Source organism: Streptomyces sp. NPDC059010 (assembly GCF_042740355.1).
Taxonomy (GTDB): Bacteria; Actinomycetota; Actinomycetes; order Streptomycetales; family Streptomycetaceae; genus Streptomyces.
This window is the reverse complement of record NZ_JBHYJA010000013.1, coordinates 129,551-147,107: the sequence shown is the minus strand read 5'-3', so window position 1 is coordinate 147,107 and position 17,557 is coordinate 129,551. Positions and strand designations below refer to the sequence as shown.

Below are 17,557 nucleotides of genomic sequence, written 5' to 3'. Positions count from 1 at the left end.
AGGCGATCACTGGGTGAGGGGACCGCAGGATGCAAGAGGCACCGGAGCTCCACAGCGCGGCAGATCCCGCGTCGGAGGCCTGGCGGGCCAACGAGGAGGCCCATCGGGCGCTGGTGGGCGAGCTGCACGGCAAGCTCGACGCCGCCCGGCTGGGAGGCGGCGAGAAGGCACGCGCCCGGCACACCGCGCGCGGCAAGCTGCTGCCCAGGGACCGGGTGGACACGCTCCTCGACCCCGGCTCCCCCTTCCTGGAGCTCGCGCCCCTCGCCGCCGACGGCATGTACGACGGCCAGGCCCCGGCCGCCGGTGTCATCGCCGGGATCGGGCGGGTCAGCGGGCGCGAGTGCGTGATCGTCGCGAACGACGCCACGGTCAAGGGCGGCACGTACTACCCGATGACCGTGAAGAAGCACCTGCGGGCCCAGGAAGTCGCCCTGGAGAACCGGCTGCCGTGTCTGTATCTGGTCGACTCCGGCGGTGCCTTCCTGCCCATGCAGGACGAGGTCTTCCCGGACCGCGAGCACTTCGGGCGGATCTTCTACAACCAGGCCCGGATGTCGGGCGCCGGGATTCCGCAGATCGCCGCCGTGCTCGGCTCGTGCACGGCGGGCGGGGCGTATGTCCCGGCCATGAGCGACGAGGCCGTGATCGTCCGCAACCAGGGCACGATCTTCCTCGGCGGTCCCCCGCTGGTGAAGGCCGCCACCGGCGAGGTCGTCACGGCGGAGGAGCTCGGCGGCGGCGACGTCCACGCACGCGTGTCGGGTGTCACCGACCATCTCGCCGAGGACGACGCACACGCGCTGCGGATCGTGCGGAACATCGTCGCCACCCTTCCCGCGCGCGGCGCGCTCCCCTGGGAGGTCACGCCCGCCGCGGAACCCAAGATCGACCCCTACGGCCTCTACGGCGCCGTCCCGGTCGACTCCCGCACCCCCTACGACGTCCGCGAGATCATCGCGCGCGTGGTCGACGGCTCCCGCTTCGCGGAGTTCAAGTCCGAGTTCGGGCAGACCCTCGTCACCGGCTTCGCCCGGATCCACGGCCACCCGGTCGGCATCGTCGCCAACAACGGCATCCTGTTCTCCGAGTCCGCCCAGAAGGGCGCCCACTTCATCGAGCTGTGCGACCAGCGCGGGATCCCGCTGGTGTTCCTGCAGAACATCTCCGGGTTCATGGTCGGCAAGGACTACGAGGCCGGCGGTATCGCCAAGCACGGCGCCAAGATGGTGACGGCGGTCGCCTGCACGCGCGTGCCGAAGCTGACGGTCGTGGTCGGCGGGTCGTACGGCGCCGGGAACTACTCCATGTGCGGGCGCGCGTACTCGCCCCGCTTCCTGTGGATGTGGCCGGGCGCCAAGATCTCCGTGATGGGCGGCGAGCAGGCCGCCTCCGTCCTCGCGACCGTCAAGCGCGACCAGTTGGAGGCGCGCGGCGAGTCCTGGCCGACGGCGGACGAGGAGTCCTTCAAGGCGCCGATCCGGGAGCAGTACGAGCGCCAGGGCAACGCCTACTACGCGACGGCCCGCCTCTGGGACGACGGCGTGATCGACCCGCTGGAGACCCGTCAGGTGCTGGGCCTCGCCCTGACCGCCTGTGCCAACGCGCCGCTGGGTGAGCCCCAGTTCGGCGTCTTCCGGATGTGAGGGGGACGGAACCCATGTTCGACACAGTGCTCGTGGCCAACCGGGGCGAGATCGCCGTACGGGTCATCCGGACCCTGCGCTCGCTGGGCGTGCGCTCGGTGGCCGTCTTCTCCGACGCCGACGCCGACGCCCGGCACGTCCGGGAGGCGGACACCGCGGTACGGATCGGTCCGGCGCCGGCCGCCGAGAGCTATCTGTCCGTGGAGCGGCTGCTGGAGGCGGCGGCCCGCACCGGCGCCCAGGCCGTCCACCCGGGATACGGCTTCCTCGCGGAGAACGCCGGCTTCGCGCGCGCGTGCGCCGACGCCGGGCTGGTCTTCATCGGGCCGCCCGCCGACGCCATCTCCCTGATGGGCGACAAGATCCGGGCCAAGGAGACGGTGAAGGCGGCCGGGGTCCCGGTCGTCCCGGGCTCCAGTGGCAGCGGGCTCACGGACGGCCAACTCGCCGACGCCGCCCGCGAGATCGGCATGCCCGTCCTGCTCAAGCCCTCCGCGGGTGGTGGCGGCAAGGGCATGCGGCTGGTGCGGGACGCCGCGCAGCTGACGGACGAGATCGCCGCCGCCCGCCGTGAGGCCCGCGCCTCCTTCGGCGACGACACCCTTCTGGTCGAGCGCTGGGTGGACCGGCCCCGGCACATCGAGATCCAGGTACTGGCGGACGGCCACGGGAACGTGGTGCATCTCGGCGAGCGCGAGTGCTCGCTGCAGCGCCGGCACCAGAAGATCATCGAGGAGGCGCCCAGTGTGCTCCTCGACGAGGCCACGCGCGCGGGGATGGGCGAGGCGGCCGTCCAGGCGGCGCGCTCGTGCGGGTACCGGGGCGCGGGCACGGTGGAGTTCATCGTGCCGGGCGGCGACCCGTCGTCGTACTACTTCATGGAGATGAACACCCGCCTCCAGGTGGAGCACCCGGTCACCGAGCTCATCACCGGCCTCGATCTGGTGGAGTGGCAGCTGCGGGTGGCGGCGGGCGAGCGACTGCCGTACGAGCAGGACGACATCACGCTCACCGGGCACGCCGTCGAGGCCCGTATCTGCGCCGAGGACCCCGCGCGCGGGTTCCTGCCCTCCGGCGGCTCGGTCCTCATGCTCCACGAGCCCCAGGGCGACGGCATCCGCACCGACTCCGGGCTCAGCAAGGGCACGGAGGTCGGGAGCCTGTACGACCCGATGCTGTCCAAGGTGATCGCGTACGGCCCGGACCGGGAGAGCGCGCTCAGGAAGCTGCGCGCCGCCCTCGCCGGGACGGTCACGCTGGGCGTGCAGACCAACGCCGGGTTCCTGCGGCGGCTGCTCGCGCATCCGGCGGTCGTCGCGGGCGAGCTGGACACGGGGCTGGTCGAGCGGGTGGTGGACGACCTGGTCTCCACGGACGTACCGGACGAGGTGTACGAGGCGGCGGCGGCCGTACGCCTGGAGGCGCTGCGGCCGACGGCAGAGGGCTGGGTGGATCCGTTCTCGGTGCCGAGCGGCTGGCGGCTGGGCGGCACGCCCAGGCCCGTCGGCTTCCATCTGCGGATCACCGAGCCCGTGGAGTACGCCCCGCGCGGCACCCACACCGTCACGGACGACCAGGTGGCCGTCACCGTCGACGGCGTACGCCACACCTTCCGCTTCGCCGCCCTGCCGGACGGCATCTGGCTGGGCCGGGACGGCGACGCCTGGCACGTGCGCGACCACGACCCGGTGGCCGCCTCGCTCACCGGCGCCGCCCACGCGGGCGCCGACTCGCTCACCGCGCCCATGCCGGGGACGGTGACGGTGGTGAAGGTCGCCGTCGGGGACGCAGTGACCGCCGGTCAGAGCCTGCTGGTCGTGGAGGCGATGAAGATGGAGCACGTCATCTCCGCCCCGCACGCCGGCACGGTCGCCGAACTGGACGTCACACCGGGCACGACGGTCGCCATGGACCAGGTCCTGGCGGTCATCACCCCGGTGGAGGAGGACTGATGACGCTGCCCATGACGGTGCCGGCCGCGGACCTGCCCGCCCGTGTCCGCATCCACGAGGTCGGCGCACGCGACGGCCTGCAGAACGAGAAGGCGACCGTGCCGACCGAGGTCAAGGCGGAGTTCGTCCGCCGCCTCGCCGACGCCGGGCTGACCACGATCGAGGCGACGAGCTTCGTCCACCCCAAGTGGGTGCCCCAACTCGCCGACGCCGAGAAGCTGTTCCCGCTCGTCGCCGGTCTGAAGGGCGTGCACCTGCCCGTTCTGGTCCCCAACGACCGCGGCCTGGACCGCGCCCTGGCGCTGGGCGCCCGCCGGGTCGCCGTCTTCGCCAGCGCCACCGAGTCCTTCGCGAAGGCCAACCTCAACCGCACGCTGGACGAGTCGCTGGCGGTGTTCGACCCGGTCGTGCGGCGGGCGAGGGACGAGGGGCTGCATGTGCGCGGCTATGTCTCCATGTGCTTCGGCGACCCCTGGGAGGGCGCGGTCCCGATCCACCAGGTGGTGCGGGTCTGCAAGGCGCTGCGGGACATGGGCTGCGACGAGCTGAGCCTGGGCGACACGATCGGCGTCGCGACGCCCGGCCATGTGCTGGAGCTGCTGGCCATGCTCAACGAGGAGGGCGTGCCGACCAACGTCATCGGCGTCCACTTCCACGACACCTACGGCCAGGCCCTCGCCAACACCTACGCCGCCCTGGAGCACGGCGTCACGACGGTCGACGCCTCGGCCGGCGGCCTGGGCGGCTGCCCGTACGCCAAGTCCGCGACGGGCAACCTCGCCACGGAGGACCTCGTGTGGATGCTGCGGGGCCTCGGCATCGACACCGGAATCGACCTCGACCGCCTAGTCGCCACAAGCGCGTGGATGGCCGAGCAACTGGGCCGACCCAGCCCGTCCCGCACCGTCCGAGCCCTGTCCCACAAGGAGCACTGAACAGCCATGGACCACCGTCTCTCCCCCGAACTGGAGGAACTCCGCCGTACGGTGGAGGAGTTCGCCCACGACGTCGTGGCGCCGAAGATCGGCGACTTCTACGAGCGTCATGAGTTCCCGTACGAGATCGTGCGGGAGATGGGCCGTATGGGGCTGTTCGGGCTGCCGTTCCCGGAGGAGCACGGCGGCATGGGCGGCGACTATCTGGCGCTGGGCATCGCGCTGGAGGAGCTGGCCCGCGTGGACTCCTCGGTCGCCATCACGCTGGAGGCGGGTGTCTCGCTGGGCGCCATGCCGATCCATCTCTTCGGCACGGACGAGCAGAAGCGGGAGTGGCTGCCGAAGCTGTGCTCCGGCGAGGCCCTCGGCGCCTTCGGGCTCACCGAGCCGGACGGCGGCTCCGACGCGGGCGCGACGCGCACGACGGCCCGTCTCGACCCGGAGACGGACGAGTGGGTGATCAACGGCTCCAAGTGCTTCATCACCAACTCGGGCACCGACATCACCGGCCTGGTCACGGTCACGGCGGTGACGGGCCGCAAGCCGGACGGCAAGCCGCTCATCTCGTCGATCATCGTCCCGTCCGGCACCCCGGGCTTCACGGTCGCCGCCCCCTACTCCAAGGTCGGCTGGAACGCCTCCGACACCCGCGAGCTGTCCTTCGCGGACGTCCGTGTCCCGGCCGCCAACCTCCTGGGTGAGCAGGGCCGCGGGTACGCCCAGTTCCTGCGCATCCTGGACGAGGGCCGGATCGCCATCGCGGCGCTGGCGACGGGCCTGGCGCAGGGCTGTGTGGACGAGTCGGTGAAGTACGCCAAGGAACGCCACGCCTTCGGCCGCCCCATCGGCGCCAACCAGGCCATCCAGTTCAAGATCGCCGACATGGAGATGAAGGCCCACACGGCCCGCCTGGCCTGGCGCGACGCGGCGAGCCGCCTGGTCGCCGGAGAACCCTTCAAGAAGGAGGCGGCCCTGGCGAAGCTGTACTCCTCGACGATCGCGGTGGACAACGCCCGCGACGCCACCCAGATCCACGGCGGCTACGGCTTCATGAACGAGTACCCGGTCGCCCGTATGTGGCGCGACTCCAAGATCCTGGAGATCGGCGAGGGCACGAGCGAGGTACAGCGGATGCTGATCGCCCGCGAGTTGGGCCTGGCGGGCTGACCCCGGCCCCCATCACGCCCCCCGCTCCCATCACAGCCACAGCGAGGCTCAACTCCCCTTGATTGCAAGGGGGTTGGGCCTCGCGGGCTGGGTAGCGGTCGTCACAGCCCGCGCACAACTTCGATCACAAGGGCCCCCGCCCCTGGACATCAGCTCAGGTTAGGCTAACCTACCTTCGAATTGTCCGGCCGGTGATCCGCCCTGTTCGAAAGCAGCGTACCCATGCCCAACGCCAGAGCCACCCACCTCACCCGCCGCGGCATCCTCGCCGCCGGTGGCGCCCTCGGCCTCGGGGCCGTGCTCGCAGCCTGCGGGGACGACGACGCGAAAAGCGGTGGTTCGGACGAGGCCACGACCGCTGCCAAGTCCGGCCCCTGGACGTTCAAGGACGACCGCGGCACCACCGTGAAGCTCGACAAGGTCCCGACGAAGATCGTCGCCTTCGTCGGCGTCGCCGCCGCCCTGTACGACTACGGCATCGAGATCAACGGCGTCTTCGGCCCCACCAAGACGCAGGACGGCAAGGCCGACGTCCAGGCCGGCGACATGGACGTCAGCAAGCTGACGGTCTTCGGCAACGTCTGGGACCAGTTCAACGTCGAGAAGTACGCCGCGTTCGCCCCCGAGGTCCTCATCTCCACGACCTTCGACGGCGCCGGCACCCTCTGGTACGTCCCCGAGGCGTCCAAGGACAAGATCGCCAAGCTCGCGCCGAGCGCCGCCGTCTCGGTCTACGACCGCCAGCTGACCAAGCCGCTGGAGAAGATGTGGGAGCTGGCCGAGTCCCTCGGCGCGGACATGAAGGCCGACAAGGCCGTCCAGTCCAAGAAGGACTTCGAGGCCGCCGCCGAGCGGCTGCGCAAGGCCGCCAAGGCCCGCCCCGAGATCAAGGTGATGGCCGGTTCCGCCAGCCAGGAGATCTTCTACGTCTCCGGCACCAACCTCTCCATCGACCTGGAGTACTTCAAGGCCCTCGGCGTGAACTTCGTGGAGCCGCCGGAGAGCGCCAAGAAGGAGGGCGGCGGCTGGTTCGAGAGCCTCAGCTGGGAGAACGTCGACAAGTACCCGGCCGACATCATCATGATGGACGACCGCTCCTCGACGATTCAGCCGAAGGACATCACCGAGGCGACCTGGAAGAAGCTGCCCGCGGTGAAGGCCGGTCAGGTCATCGCGCGTTCGCCCGAGCCGATTCTGTCGTACGACAAGTGCACGCCGCTGCTCACGAGTCTTGCCGAGGCCATCGAGAAGGCCAAGAAGGTCGCCTAGGCGCTCCGCTGGGAGAGCCGGTTCAGCGCCGTAGGCCCACCGCACCGTGGTGAACTGCGAGTCCGTCGTGGCTGGTCGCGCAGTTCCCCGCGCCCCTTTGGGGCGCGTCACCTCAGGAGCCCATATGACGACCGCCGTAGCCGCCCCGTTCCGATTCTTCTCGCTGCAAGTCGTACGGACGAGGCGGCTCGGTCCGTCCATGGTCCGGGTCACCTTCGCGGGGGCCGATCTGCACGCCTTCCACTCGGACGGATGCGACCAGTCCCTGTCGCTGTTCCTGCCGCACCCGCATCAGAGCGAGCCGCGGGTCCCCCTGGAGCTCGGCGACGGCTGGTGGCAGGGCTGGCGTGAACTCCCGGACGACGTACGGGCCGTGATGCGGTCGTACACGCTGCGCGCCCTGCGCCGGGATCCCGACGAGATCGACATCGACTTCGTGCTGCACACCCCGGCCGGTCCCGCGTCCGAGTGGGCCTCCCGCGCCGCCACGGGTGACCGCGTCCTCCTGCTCGGCCCCGCGATCGCCGACAACCGGGCGATCCGGTTCCGGCCGCCCGAGGACACCGACCTGGTCGTCATCTGGGGCGACGAGACCGCCGTACCCGCCGTCTCCGCCATCCTCGAAACGCTGCCGGCCGGCACCCGTGCCCGGGTGTGGCTGGAGGTGCATGACGCCGGGGACATCCAGGACCTGGCGACCGAGGCCGACGCCGAGATCACGTGGCTGGTCCGGGAGGAAGCCCTGGACGCCGTCCGAGCCGCTCAACTCCCGCCCACCGAGCATCCGTACGTCTGGATCGCGGGCGAGTCCGGCCGCGTGAAGGCGCTGCGCCGGCACTTCGTCGGTGAGCGCGGGGTGGACCGCCGCCGGGTCACCTTCGTCGGGTACTGGAGGCAGGGGATGAGCGAGGAGCAGCTGCGCGAGCAGGCGTAACTGCCGCTGAAAGCAAGGAGATCGGGCGACTACTGCGACGTAAGTGATCGCAGTCACCCTTGAGGCCGCCTTGATTCAAAGGAACTTAGGTTAGGCTAACCTAAGTTTCACGGCGCCCCTTCATGCCACCCCGCACTTCACGGCCCGTCCCCACCGGAGGACCTCCCCATGCGCTCGCACCTGCTCAATGACACGACCGCGGAGCAGTACCGCCGCTCCGTGACCGAAGGTATAGAGCGGGTGGCAGCCAAACTCGCCGCCACCGACCGTCCGTTCACCGGTGTCACCGTCGACGCCCTCGCCCCGGCCATCGACGCGATCGACCTCGACAAGCCGCTGCTCGACACCGCCGCGGTCCTCGACGAGCTGGAGGACGTCTACCTCCGGGACGCGATCTACTTCCACCACCCCCGCTATCTCGCCCACCTCAACTGCCCGGTCGTCATCCCGGCCGTGCTGGGCGAGGCGATCCTCTCCGCCGTCAACTCCTCCCTGGACACCTGGGACCAGTCGGCCGGCGGCACGCTGATCGAGCGCAAGCTGATCGACTGGACGACGGCCCGAATAGGGCTCGGCGAGAACGCCGACGGTGTCTTCACCTCGGGCGGCACCCAGTCCAACCTCCAGGCGCTCCTTCTCGCCCGCGAGGAGGCCAAGACCGACAGCCTGGCCAAACTGCGTATCTTCGCCTCCGAGGTCAGCCACTTCAGCGTGAAGAAGTCGGCGAAACTGCTGGGCCTCGGCCAGGACGCGGTCGTGTCCATCCCCGTCGGCCACGACAAGCGGATGCAGACCGTCGCGCTCGCCCATGAGCTGGAGCGCTGCAAGAAGGACGGCCTGGTCCCGATGGCCGTCGTCGCCACCGCCGGCACCACCGACTTCGGCTCCATCGACCCGCTGCCCGAGATCGCCGAGCTGTGCAAGCAGTTCGACACCTGGATGCATGTCGACGCCGCCTACGGCTGCGGGCTGCTGGCCTCCGTGAAGTACCGGGGCCGTATCGACGGCATCGAGCGCGCCGACTCGGTCACCGTCGACTACCACAAGTCCTTCTTCCAGCCGGTGAGTTCGTCGGCCGTGCTGGTCCGGGACGCCTCGACGCTGCGCCACGCGACCTACCACGCCGAGTACCTCAACCCGAAGCGCATGGTCACCGAGCGCATCCCCAACCAGGTCGACAAGTCCCTGCAGACCACCCGCCGGTTCGACGCCCTCAAGCTGTGGGTGACCCTGCGGGTGATGGGCGCCGACGGCGTCGGGCAACTCTTCGACGAGGTCTGCGACCTGGCCGTGGAGGGCTGGCAGCTGCTGGCCGCCGACCCCCGCTTCGACGTGGTCGTGGAGCCCACGCTCTCCACCCTCGTCTTCCGCTACATCCCGGCCGCGGTCACCGACCCGGCCGAGATCGACCGCGCCAACCTGTACGCCCGCAAGGCCCTGTTCGCCTCCGGCGACGCGGTGGTCGCGGGCACCAAGGTCCAAGGCCGCCACTACCTGAAGTTCACCCTGCTCAACCCCGAGACGACGGCCGAGGACATCGCCGCCGTCCTCGACCTGATCGCCGGCCACGCCGAGCAGTACCTGGGAGAGTCCCTTGACCGCGCGTCCTGAAAACCCGACCAGAACCCATGATTTCGTGGGGATCGGGCTCGGCCCGTTCAATCTCGGCCTCGCCTGTCTGACCGAGCCGATCGACGAACTCGACGGCGTCTTCCTGGAGTCCAAGCCGGACTTCGAGTGGCACGCGGGCATGTTCCTGGACGGCGCCCACCTCCAGACCCCGTTCATGTCGGACCTGGTTACGCTGGCCGACCCGACCTCGCCGTACTCCTTCCTGAACTATCTGAAGGAGAAGGGCCGGCTGTACTCGTTCTACATCCGCGAGAACTTCTACCCGCTGCGGGTCGAGTACGACGACTACTGCCGCTGGGCCGCGAACAAACTGAGCAGCATCCGCTTCAACACGACGGTGACGGAGGTGACGTACCAGGAGGAGGACGCGGTCTACGTCGTGCAGACCGCCGACGGCGCCGAGTTCCGCGCCCGTCACCTCGTCCTCGGCACCGGCACCCCGCCCCACATACCCGAGGCCTGCCAGGGCCTGGGCGGCGACTTCCTGCACAACTCGCGCTATCTCCAGCACAAGGCGGAGCTCCAGAAGAAGGAGTCGATCACCCTGGTCGGCTCCGGGCAGTCCGCGGCCGAGATCTACTACGACCTGCTCAGTGAGATCGACGTCCACGGCTACCGGCTGAACTGGGTCACCCGCTCCCCGCGCTTCTTCCCGCTGGAGTACACCAAGCTCACGCTGGAGATGACCTCGCCGGAGTACGTCGACTACTTCCGCGAGCTCCCCGAGGCCACCCGCTACCGACTCACCGCCGAGCAGAAGGGCCTGTTCAAGGGCATCGACGGCGACCTGATCAACGAGATCTTCGACCTGCTCTACCAGAAGAACCTCGGCGGTCCCGTACCCACGCGCCTGCTCACCAACTCCTCCCTCAACAGCGCGCGGTACGAGAACGGCACGTACACCCTGTCCTTCCGCCAGGAGGAGCAGGGCAAGGAGTTCGAGCTCGACTCGCAGGGCCTGGTCCTGGCCACCGGCTACAAGTACGCCGAGCCGGAGTTCCTGAAGCCGGTGCGCGACCGCCTGGTCTACGACTCCCAGGGCAACTTCGACGTCGCCCGCAACTACGCCGTCGACGTCACCGGCCGCGGAGTGTTCCTCCAGAACGCCGGCGTCCACACGCACAGCATCACCAGCCCGGACCTCGGCATGGGCCCGTACCGGAACGCGTACATCATCCGCGAGCTGCTCGGCACCGAGTACTACCCGGTCGAGAAGACGATCGCGTTCCAGGAGTTCTCGGTATGAGCACCACAGCCATGGGTACCTTCACCTTCCGCCCCCTCGACCCCCTGCAGGACGCCGAGCTGCTGCACACCTGGGTCACCCACCCCAAGGCCGCGTTCTGGATGATGCAGGACGCGCGGCTGGAGGACGTCGAGCGCGCCTACATGGAGATCGCGGCCGACGAGCACCACCACGCGCTGCTCGGCCTCGACGAGGACGGCGTCCCCGTCTTCCTGATGGAGAAGTACGACCCCGCCCATCGCGAACTGGTCGGCCTGTACGAGCCGCAGCCCGGCGACGTCGGCATGCACTTCCTCACGCCGCCCACCGACCGCCCCGTCCGCGGCTTCACCCGGTCCGTCATCACCGCCGTGATGGCGCACCTCTTCGAGGACCCGGCGGTACGGCGCGTCGTCGTGGAGCCGGACGTCTCCAACAAGGCCGTGCACGCCCTGAACGAAGCCGTGGGCTTCGTGCCCGAGCGCGAGATCCAGAAGCCGGAGAAGAAGGCGCTGCTGAGCTTCTGCACCCGCCAGCAGTTCGTGGCCGCCATAGGAGTAGCCGTATGACCCTGTCCGACGCCGTAGCGCATCTGTCCCCCCACCGCTGGGCGCGGGCCAACCGCCTCCTGATCCGCAAGGCGCTCGCGGAGTTCGCGCACGAGCGCCTGATCACCCCGGAGCCGGAGGGCACCGGTGACGGCCGTTTCGTCGTGCGCAGCGACGACGGCCTGACCCGCTACACCTTCACCGCGGTGCTCCGCGCACTCGACCACTGGCAGGTCGACGCGGACTCGATCACCCGCCACCGCGACGGCGCCGAACTCCCGCTCGCCGCCCTGGACTTCTTCATCGAGCTGCAGAAGTCCCTGGGCCTGAGCGACGAGGTCCTGCCGGTCTATCTGGAGGAGATCTCCTCCACCCTCTCCGGTACCTGCTACAAGCTGACCAAGCCGCAGATCACGGTCGCCGAGCTGGCGAAGGCCGGCTTCCAGGCCATCGAGGCCGGCATGACCGAGGGCCACCCCTGCTTCGTCGCCAACAACGGGCGGCTCGGCTTCGGCATCCACGAGTACCTGTCGTACGCCCCCGAGACCGGCAGCCCGGTCCGGCTGGTCTGGCTGGCGGCCCACCGTTCGCGCGCCGCGTTCACGGCGGGTGTCGGCATCGAGTACGAGACCTTCGTACGCGACGAGCTGGGCACGGAGACCGTCGAGCGCTTCCACGGAATCCTGCGCGAGCAGAACCTCGACCCGGCCGACTACCTCCTCATCCCGGTCCACCCCTGGCAGTGGTGGAACAAGCTCACCATCACCTTCGCCGCCGAGGTCGCCCAGCAGCACCTGGTCTGCCTGGGCGAGGGCGACGACGAGTACCTGGCCCAGCAGTCGATCCGGACCTTCTTCAACCGGTCCAGCCCCGAGAAGCACTACGTCAAGACGGCCCTGTCCGTCCTCAACATGGGCTTCATGCGCGGACTGTCGGCCGCCTACATGGAGGCCACGCCCGCGATCAACGACTGGCTCGCCCAGCTCATCGACAACGACCCGGTCCTCAAGGCCACCGGCCTGTCGATCATCCGCGAGCGGGCCGCCGTCGGCTACCGGCACCTGGAGTACGAGAAGGCGACCGACCGCTACTCGCCGTACCGCAAGATGCTGGCGGCCCTGTGGCGCGAGAGCCCGGTGTCGCAGCTGGAGGACGGCGAGTCCCTGGCCACCATGGCCTCCCTCGTCCACGTCGACCACGAGGGCGCCTCCTTCGCGGGCGCGCTGATCGAGCAGTCGGGGCTGGCGCCGACGGAGTGGCTGCGCCGCTATCTGAAGGCCTACTTCACCCCGCTCCTGCACAGCTTCTACGCCTACGACCTGGTGTACATGCCGCACGGCGAGAACGTGATCCTGGCCCTGAAGGACGGCGTGGTCCAGCGCGCGATCTACAAGGACATCGCCGAGGAGATCGCGGTCATGGACGTGGACGCGGTGCTGCCGCCCACGGTCGAGCGGCTCCGCGTGGACGTCCCGGAGGACAAGAAGCTCCTGTCCGTCTTCACGGACGTCTTCGACTGCTTCTTCCGCTTCCTCGCCGCGAACCTGGCCGCCGAGGGGATCCTGGAGGAGGACGACTTCTGGCGCACGGTCGCCGAGGTCACCCGGGACTACCAGCACTCGGTGCCCGAACTCGCCGACAAGTTCAAGCAGTACGACATGTTCGCCCCCGAGTTCGCCCTGTCCTGCCTCAACCGCCTCCAGCTCCGCAACAACAAGCAGATGGTCGACCTGGCGGACCCGGCGGGCGCGCTGCAGCTGGTGGGCAACCTGAAGAACCCGATAGCAGGGCTGTAGCAGTCCACGGCCCACACAGACAGGCGGGCACCCCGGGGTACGGTCCCCCGGGGTGCCCGTCGGCTTTTGGCCTTTAGGGGCGCGGGGAACTGCGCGACAAGCCCCCACCGGCCCGCAGACGAATCACAGCGCTTACGCCGTAGGCCAAGGCACCTGAGGCGACCGGTAGTAGTCGATCCCCAACGCCTCCCACCGCGAACCCTGCGCAGCCAGCCGAACCTTGTACTTCTCCCAGTCATGCGTGGCAGCCGGCGACCACCCCAGCTCAGCCGCCCCCGCCAGCCTCGGAAACGCCATGTACTCGACGTCCGCGGATTTCGTGAGCGTCTCCGTCCACATCGGCGCCTCGACTCCCCGGACAGCCGACGAAGGCACCCCCGGCAAATAGTTGCCCGGATCCCAGTCGTACGACCGCTTGACCTCCACCAGCCCCGCCCAGTCCAGCCCCAACGGCGTATCGGCGGTGTACTTCATGTCGAGGTAGATCCGGTCGGCCGGAGACAGAATGACCCCCGTGCCGTTCTGCGCGGCCTTCGCGACCTGCGCCTTCTCCTGCGCACTCGTGCTGTCCAGCCCCCAGTACTGAGCGAGCGCCCCCTTCGCCGGAGTGGCCCCCGTCAGCTGATGCCAGCCCACCACCGTCTTGCCGTACTCGGCGACGATCGGCTGCACCCGGTCCATGAACTTCACATAGTCCTCGTGACTCGTGGAGTGCGCCTCGTCCCCGCCGATGTGCAGGTACTTCCCCGGCGTCAGAGCGGCCAGCTCCCGGATCACGTCGTCCACGAAGTCGTACGTGATCTCCTTGCCGACACACAGCGAGCTGAAGCCGACGTCGGTACCGGTGTAGAGCGGGGGTGCCACGCCGTTGCAGTTCAGGTCGGCGTACGAGGCCAGCGCCGCGTTGGTGTGGCCGGGCATGTCGATCTCGGGGACGACCTCCTGGTAGCGGGAGGCGGCGTACCGGACGATCTCCCGGTAGTCGGCCTTGGTGTAGTGGCCGCCGGGGCCGCCGCCGACCTGGGTGGAGCCGCCGTAGGTCGCCAGGCGCGGCCAGGAGTCGATGGCGATGCGCCAGCCCTGGTCGTCGCTGAGGTGCAGATGCAGCTTGTTGATCTTGTACAGGGCGAGCTGGTCGATGTAGCGCTTGACCTGGTCGACGCTGAAGAAGTGCCGGGAGACGTCGAGCATCGCGCCGCGCCAGCCGTAGCGCGGGGTGTCCTTGATCGTGCCGCCCGCGACCAGCCAGGGGCCGGGCTGGACGGAGTCCTTCTCGACGGCCGCCGGGAGCAGTTGGCGCAGGGTCTGCACGCCGTGGAAGAGGCCGGCGGGCCCCGCGGCGGTGATGGTGACGCCCTTGCCGCCGCTGTCGAGGCGGTAGCCCTCGGCGCCGAACGGGCCCTGGGCGAGGCGTAGTCGGATGCCTCCGGTGCCTTCGGCGGTGACGGGGAGGGGGTAGCCGGTGGAGGGGCGGAGGATGGCCGCGAGGTAGTCGCCGACGCGGCGGGTCTCGCGGGAGTCGTCGACGCGGATGCGGGTGCCGCCGGTGATCCGGTAGGGGGACTCGGCCGGGGCGACCGAGGCGGGCGCGGGGACCACCCGGTCGAGCGGGGTGGGCGAGGCCGCCTGCGCGGGGGCGGCCCCGGTCAGCGAGGCGCCGGTCGCGACCAGCAGCAGGGAACCGAGCAGGCGGAACGTTCTGTGGTGCTGTCTCACAGGACCGACTCTCACAAGCGTGTCCCTTTCATGAGCCGTTGCACTCCAGGAGGTCTGGACCACTCTCTCGTGAGTCTGGTGGAACAATCCACCCCATGGCGGAAATCATCCAGAAGGACGGCACGTGGGTCTTCGACGGCGACGCACTGCGACTGACCCCCGGACGGGACAAGAACGTCAGCCTTTTCCGCAAGACGCTGGGTGAACTGGTCGTCCCGCTGGGGGCGTTGGCGGGCATCTCCTTCGAGCAGGGCAAGAAGGCCGGACGGCTCAGGCTGCGTCTGCGCGACGGCGCCGACCCGCTGCTGCACGCCACCGGCGGCCGTCTCGTCGAGCCCAACGACCCGTACCAGCTGACCGTCGAGTCCGACCGCTACGGCGTCGCCGAGTACTTCGTGGACGAGGTCCGCAACGCCCTGCTCCTGGACCAGGTGCCCGCCGAACCGGTCGACGCGTATCTGCTGCCGGGCCCCTCCGTGCCCCTGTCGGTGTCCGCCGGGGACGGCACCGCCAGTTTCGACGGTGAGCACATCCGCCTGGAGTGGAACTGGAAGACGGAGGACGCCAAGGCCGCCGCCGGCACCCGCTCCCTCGCGCTCACCGACATCGCGGCGGTGGAGTGGCATCCGGCGGCGGGCCTGGAGAACGGCTACCTCCGCTTCAGCGTCAGGAACGCGTCCACGAAGGCGCCGCCCAAGTACGACTCCAACTCCGTGGAGCTGTGGGGCTTCAAGAAGGACCCGCTGATGGCCCTGGTCGCGGCGGCCGTCCAGGCCCGCCTCCCGCACCCGGCCGCGGCCGGCGCCGGGGCCGCCCTCACGGACGTACCGGACGCGCGGGCGGAGCTGCCCGCCGCCCGGGTCCCGTCCGCCGAGGACGACCACGACGCCCTCCTGCGCCGCCTGCGCGAACTCGGCGACCTCCACCGCACGGGCGTGCTGACGGACGAGGAGTTCACGATGGCCAAGCAGGCGGTTCTCAAGCGGATGTAGGGCTCCTGCGCGGCTACTTGGCCCGGCGCGCCACCGTGAAGTGGTCGATCCGGTCACCCGTCTCGGCGATGCCCTGCACCTTCAGGGTGGCGTACCGGCCCTTCGGGGCGGGGTTCACGTCCACCCGCAGGAACGAGTAGTTGAGGTAGCGCACCCGCGACCAGGCGACGGTCTCGTTCTTCTTGCCGTCCTTGAGGTTGACGAAGGAGGCCACGGAGTCGACCTCGTGCTCGTGCCCCTCGTAGGAGTCGGGCGCGGAGAACGCGTACAGGCTGCGGCCGGCCGCGCCCGCCGTGACATAGACGACGCCCTCGGTCTCGGGGTACGCCGTGCCGCCGATCGGCAGCTTCTTGGTGACCTCGTCCCCCTTGATCACGTCCGTGCGCTCGTACTGGTGGTTGTGGCCGTTGATGACGAGGTCCACCTGGTACTTCTCGAACAACGGCACCCACTCCTGACGCACACCCCCCTCCGAGGCGTGCGCCGTGGAGGTGCAGTACGCGCAGTGGTGGAAGAACACGATGACGAAGTCGATGTCGTGGGCGGCCCGGAACTTCTTCAGCTGCGCCTCGAACCACTTGGTCTGGGTGCCCCCTGAGATGCCGAGGTTGGCGGGGATCTCGTACGACACGTCGTTCGGGTCGAGCGAGATCACCGCGGTGTTGCCGTAGACGAAGGAGTAGACGCCCGGCAGGTTCTTCTTGTCCGGCCCGTTGTCGGGGAGCGTGAAGCGGGCCTCCTCGCCGCCGTAGCCGTTGGGCGAGTACCAGGCCTCCATGTCGTGGTTGCCGTAACTCACCATCCATGGCACCGACTTGGCGACCGACTCGGTCTGGTACAGGAACTGGTCCCAGGTGCGCGAGTCGAAGCCGGTGTCGGAGGTCTTGCCCTGGCCGGCCGGGTCGCCGTACGCGATGTCGCCGGCGTGCAGATGGAAGACCGGATTCTGGCCGAGGATCAGGCTGTCGTTGGCCAGCGCGTGATAGCTGACGCCCTGGTCGCCGAAGGCCGTGAAGGTGAACGGCGCCTTGTAGGCGGGGGCGGTGGTGAAGGTGCCGAGGGTGCCGAGGAGGTGCGGCTCGGCGGGGTCGAAGCCGTCGTGGCCGACGCCGTAGTAGTAGGTCCGGCCGGGGCGCAGGCGGGCCAGCTGGGCATGGACGTAGTACTGCGTGTGGTCGCCGCTGGTACCGACGCCGGCCGGGGTGTACAGGGTGCGGACCTCGGCCTCGATCTTGCGGGAGAGGTCCCAGGGGTGGGCGCCGATCCGGATGAACGGCTTCTTCACGGCGACCGGGACCTGCCACGAGACGGTCATCTCGGTGCGCGGGTCGTTGCCGAAGGCGAGATGGCGGCCGAACGGGGCGACGAGGGCGCCGTCGACGGTCTCGGTGCGCGGGGCCGACCGGGTGGGTACGGCCTGCGTCGGCACGGCGGCCCGGGCGGTGGCGCCCGGTACGAAGGTGCCGCCCGCGACGGCGCCGAGGGTGACGGCGCCGCCTCTGATCATGTTGCGCCGCGAGAACTTGGCGCGCAGGTACTCGTGCTGCTCGGCCATACTCATGCGCTCGGCGAGCTGCTCGGGTACGCCCATACGTGGAATGTCCATGGCGTCACAAGGTGCTCGCCACACACATCGGCCCGGGGAACAGCCGACCAACAGACTCCCATGGGCGTCCCATAAGTGTTTCAACAGCAACGTGCCCGAAATCGGGCAGGATTCTTGCGAAGGCGTCGCCCATGGTTCA

Annotated in this window: 13 protein-coding genes; 11 read left to right on the top strand and 2 right to left on the bottom strand. The window is 69.5% G+C overall.

Features of this window, described 5'->3' with window-relative positions:
* Positions 1–29 precede the first annotated feature (29 nt).
* The 10 genes from ACFWYS_RS16230 to ACFWYS_RS16185 all read left to right on the top strand — a co-directional run bounded on the left by ACFWYS_RS16230 (position 30) and on the right by ACFWYS_RS16185 (position 13,104).
* Complete coding sequence (locus ACFWYS_RS16230) at positions 30–1,646, top strand: carboxyl transferase domain-containing protein (protein ID WP_384768308.1); 1,617 nt, start codon at positions 30–32, stop codon at positions 1,644–1,646.
* Between the two features lie 14 nt (positions 1,647–1,660).
* Complete coding sequence (locus ACFWYS_RS16225; protein WP_384768305.1) at positions 1,661–3,598, top strand: acetyl/propionyl/methylcrotonyl-CoA carboxylase subunit alpha; 1,938 nt, start codon at positions 1,661–1,663, stop codon at positions 3,596–3,598.
* A complete protein-coding gene (locus tag ACFWYS_RS16220; RefSeq protein ID WP_384768303.1) occupies positions 3,598–4,533 on the top strand; it encodes a hydroxymethylglutaryl-CoA lyase in 936 nt (311 codons plus the stop codon). Before ACFWYS_RS16225 ends, ACFWYS_RS16220 begins: the two co-directional genes overlap by 1 nt.
* 6 nt (positions 4,534–4,539) lie before the next feature.
* Positions 4,540–5,700 carry an acyl-CoA dehydrogenase family protein gene (locus ACFWYS_RS16215; protein WP_384768300.1) on the top strand — a complete coding sequence of 387 codons (1,161 nt, stop codon included), beginning with the start codon at positions 4,540–4,542 and terminating at the stop codon, positions 5,698–5,700.
* Positions 5,701–5,922: 222 nt separating this feature from the next.
* Positions 5,923–6,969 (top strand): ABC transporter substrate-binding protein, encoded by a 1,047-nt coding sequence (locus ACFWYS_RS16210; RefSeq protein WP_384768297.1) that lies wholly within the window; start codon positions 5,923–5,925, stop codon positions 6,967–6,969.
* A 124-nt stretch (positions 6,970–7,093) separates the two neighbouring features.
* Positions 7,094–7,903 carry a siderophore-interacting protein gene (locus ACFWYS_RS16205; protein ID WP_384768294.1) on the top strand — a complete coding sequence of 270 codons (810 nt, stop codon included), beginning with the start codon at positions 7,094–7,096 and terminating at the stop codon, positions 7,901–7,903.
* 168 nt (positions 7,904–8,071) lie between these two features.
* A complete protein-coding gene (gene desA / locus ACFWYS_RS16200) occupies positions 8,072–9,514 on the top strand; it encodes a lysine decarboxylase DesA (RefSeq protein WP_384768292.1) in 1,443 nt (480 codons plus the stop codon).
* Positions 9,498–10,781 carry a lysine N(6)-hydroxylase/L-ornithine N(5)-oxygenase family protein gene (locus tag ACFWYS_RS16195; RefSeq protein ID WP_384768288.1) on the top strand — a complete coding sequence of 428 codons (1,284 nt, stop codon included), beginning with the start codon at positions 9,498–9,500 and terminating at the stop codon, positions 10,779–10,781. The genes desA and ACFWYS_RS16195 overlap by 17 nt, the downstream gene beginning before the upstream one ends.
* Positions 10,778–11,329, top strand: a complete 552-nt coding sequence (locus tag ACFWYS_RS16190) for a GNAT family N-acetyltransferase (protein WP_384768285.1) — start codon at positions 10,778–10,780, stop codon at positions 11,327–11,329. Before ACFWYS_RS16195 ends, ACFWYS_RS16190 begins: the two co-directional genes overlap by 4 nt.
* A complete protein-coding gene (locus tag ACFWYS_RS16185; RefSeq protein WP_384768282.1) occupies positions 11,326–13,104 on the top strand; it encodes an IucA/IucC family protein in 1,779 nt (592 codons plus the stop codon). Before ACFWYS_RS16190 ends, ACFWYS_RS16185 begins: the two co-directional genes overlap by 4 nt.
* Before the next feature lie 132 nt (positions 13,105–13,236).
* Here ACFWYS_RS16185 and ACFWYS_RS16180 read toward each other — a convergent pair whose 3' ends face one another.
* Entirely contained in the window at positions 13,237–14,820 is a 1,584-nt protein-coding gene (locus ACFWYS_RS16180; RefSeq protein ID WP_384768279.1) for a beta-N-acetylhexosaminidase, read from the bottom strand.
* A 95-nt stretch (positions 14,821–14,915) separates the two neighbouring features.
* On the opposite strand from ACFWYS_RS16180, the gene ACFWYS_RS16175 reads away from it, so the two are divergent.
* Complete coding sequence (locus tag ACFWYS_RS16175) at positions 14,916–15,812, top strand: DUF4429 domain-containing protein (RefSeq protein ID WP_384768276.1); 897 nt, start codon at positions 14,916–14,918, stop codon at positions 15,810–15,812.
* Between the two features lie 13 nt (positions 15,813–15,825).
* Here ACFWYS_RS16175 and ACFWYS_RS16170 read toward each other — a convergent pair whose 3' ends face one another.
* Positions 15,826–17,403, bottom strand: a complete 1,578-nt coding sequence (locus ACFWYS_RS16170; RefSeq protein WP_384768543.1) for a purple acid phosphatase family protein — start codon at positions 17,401–17,403, stop codon at positions 15,826–15,828.
* Between the last annotated feature and the right edge of the window lie 154 nt (positions 17,404–17,557).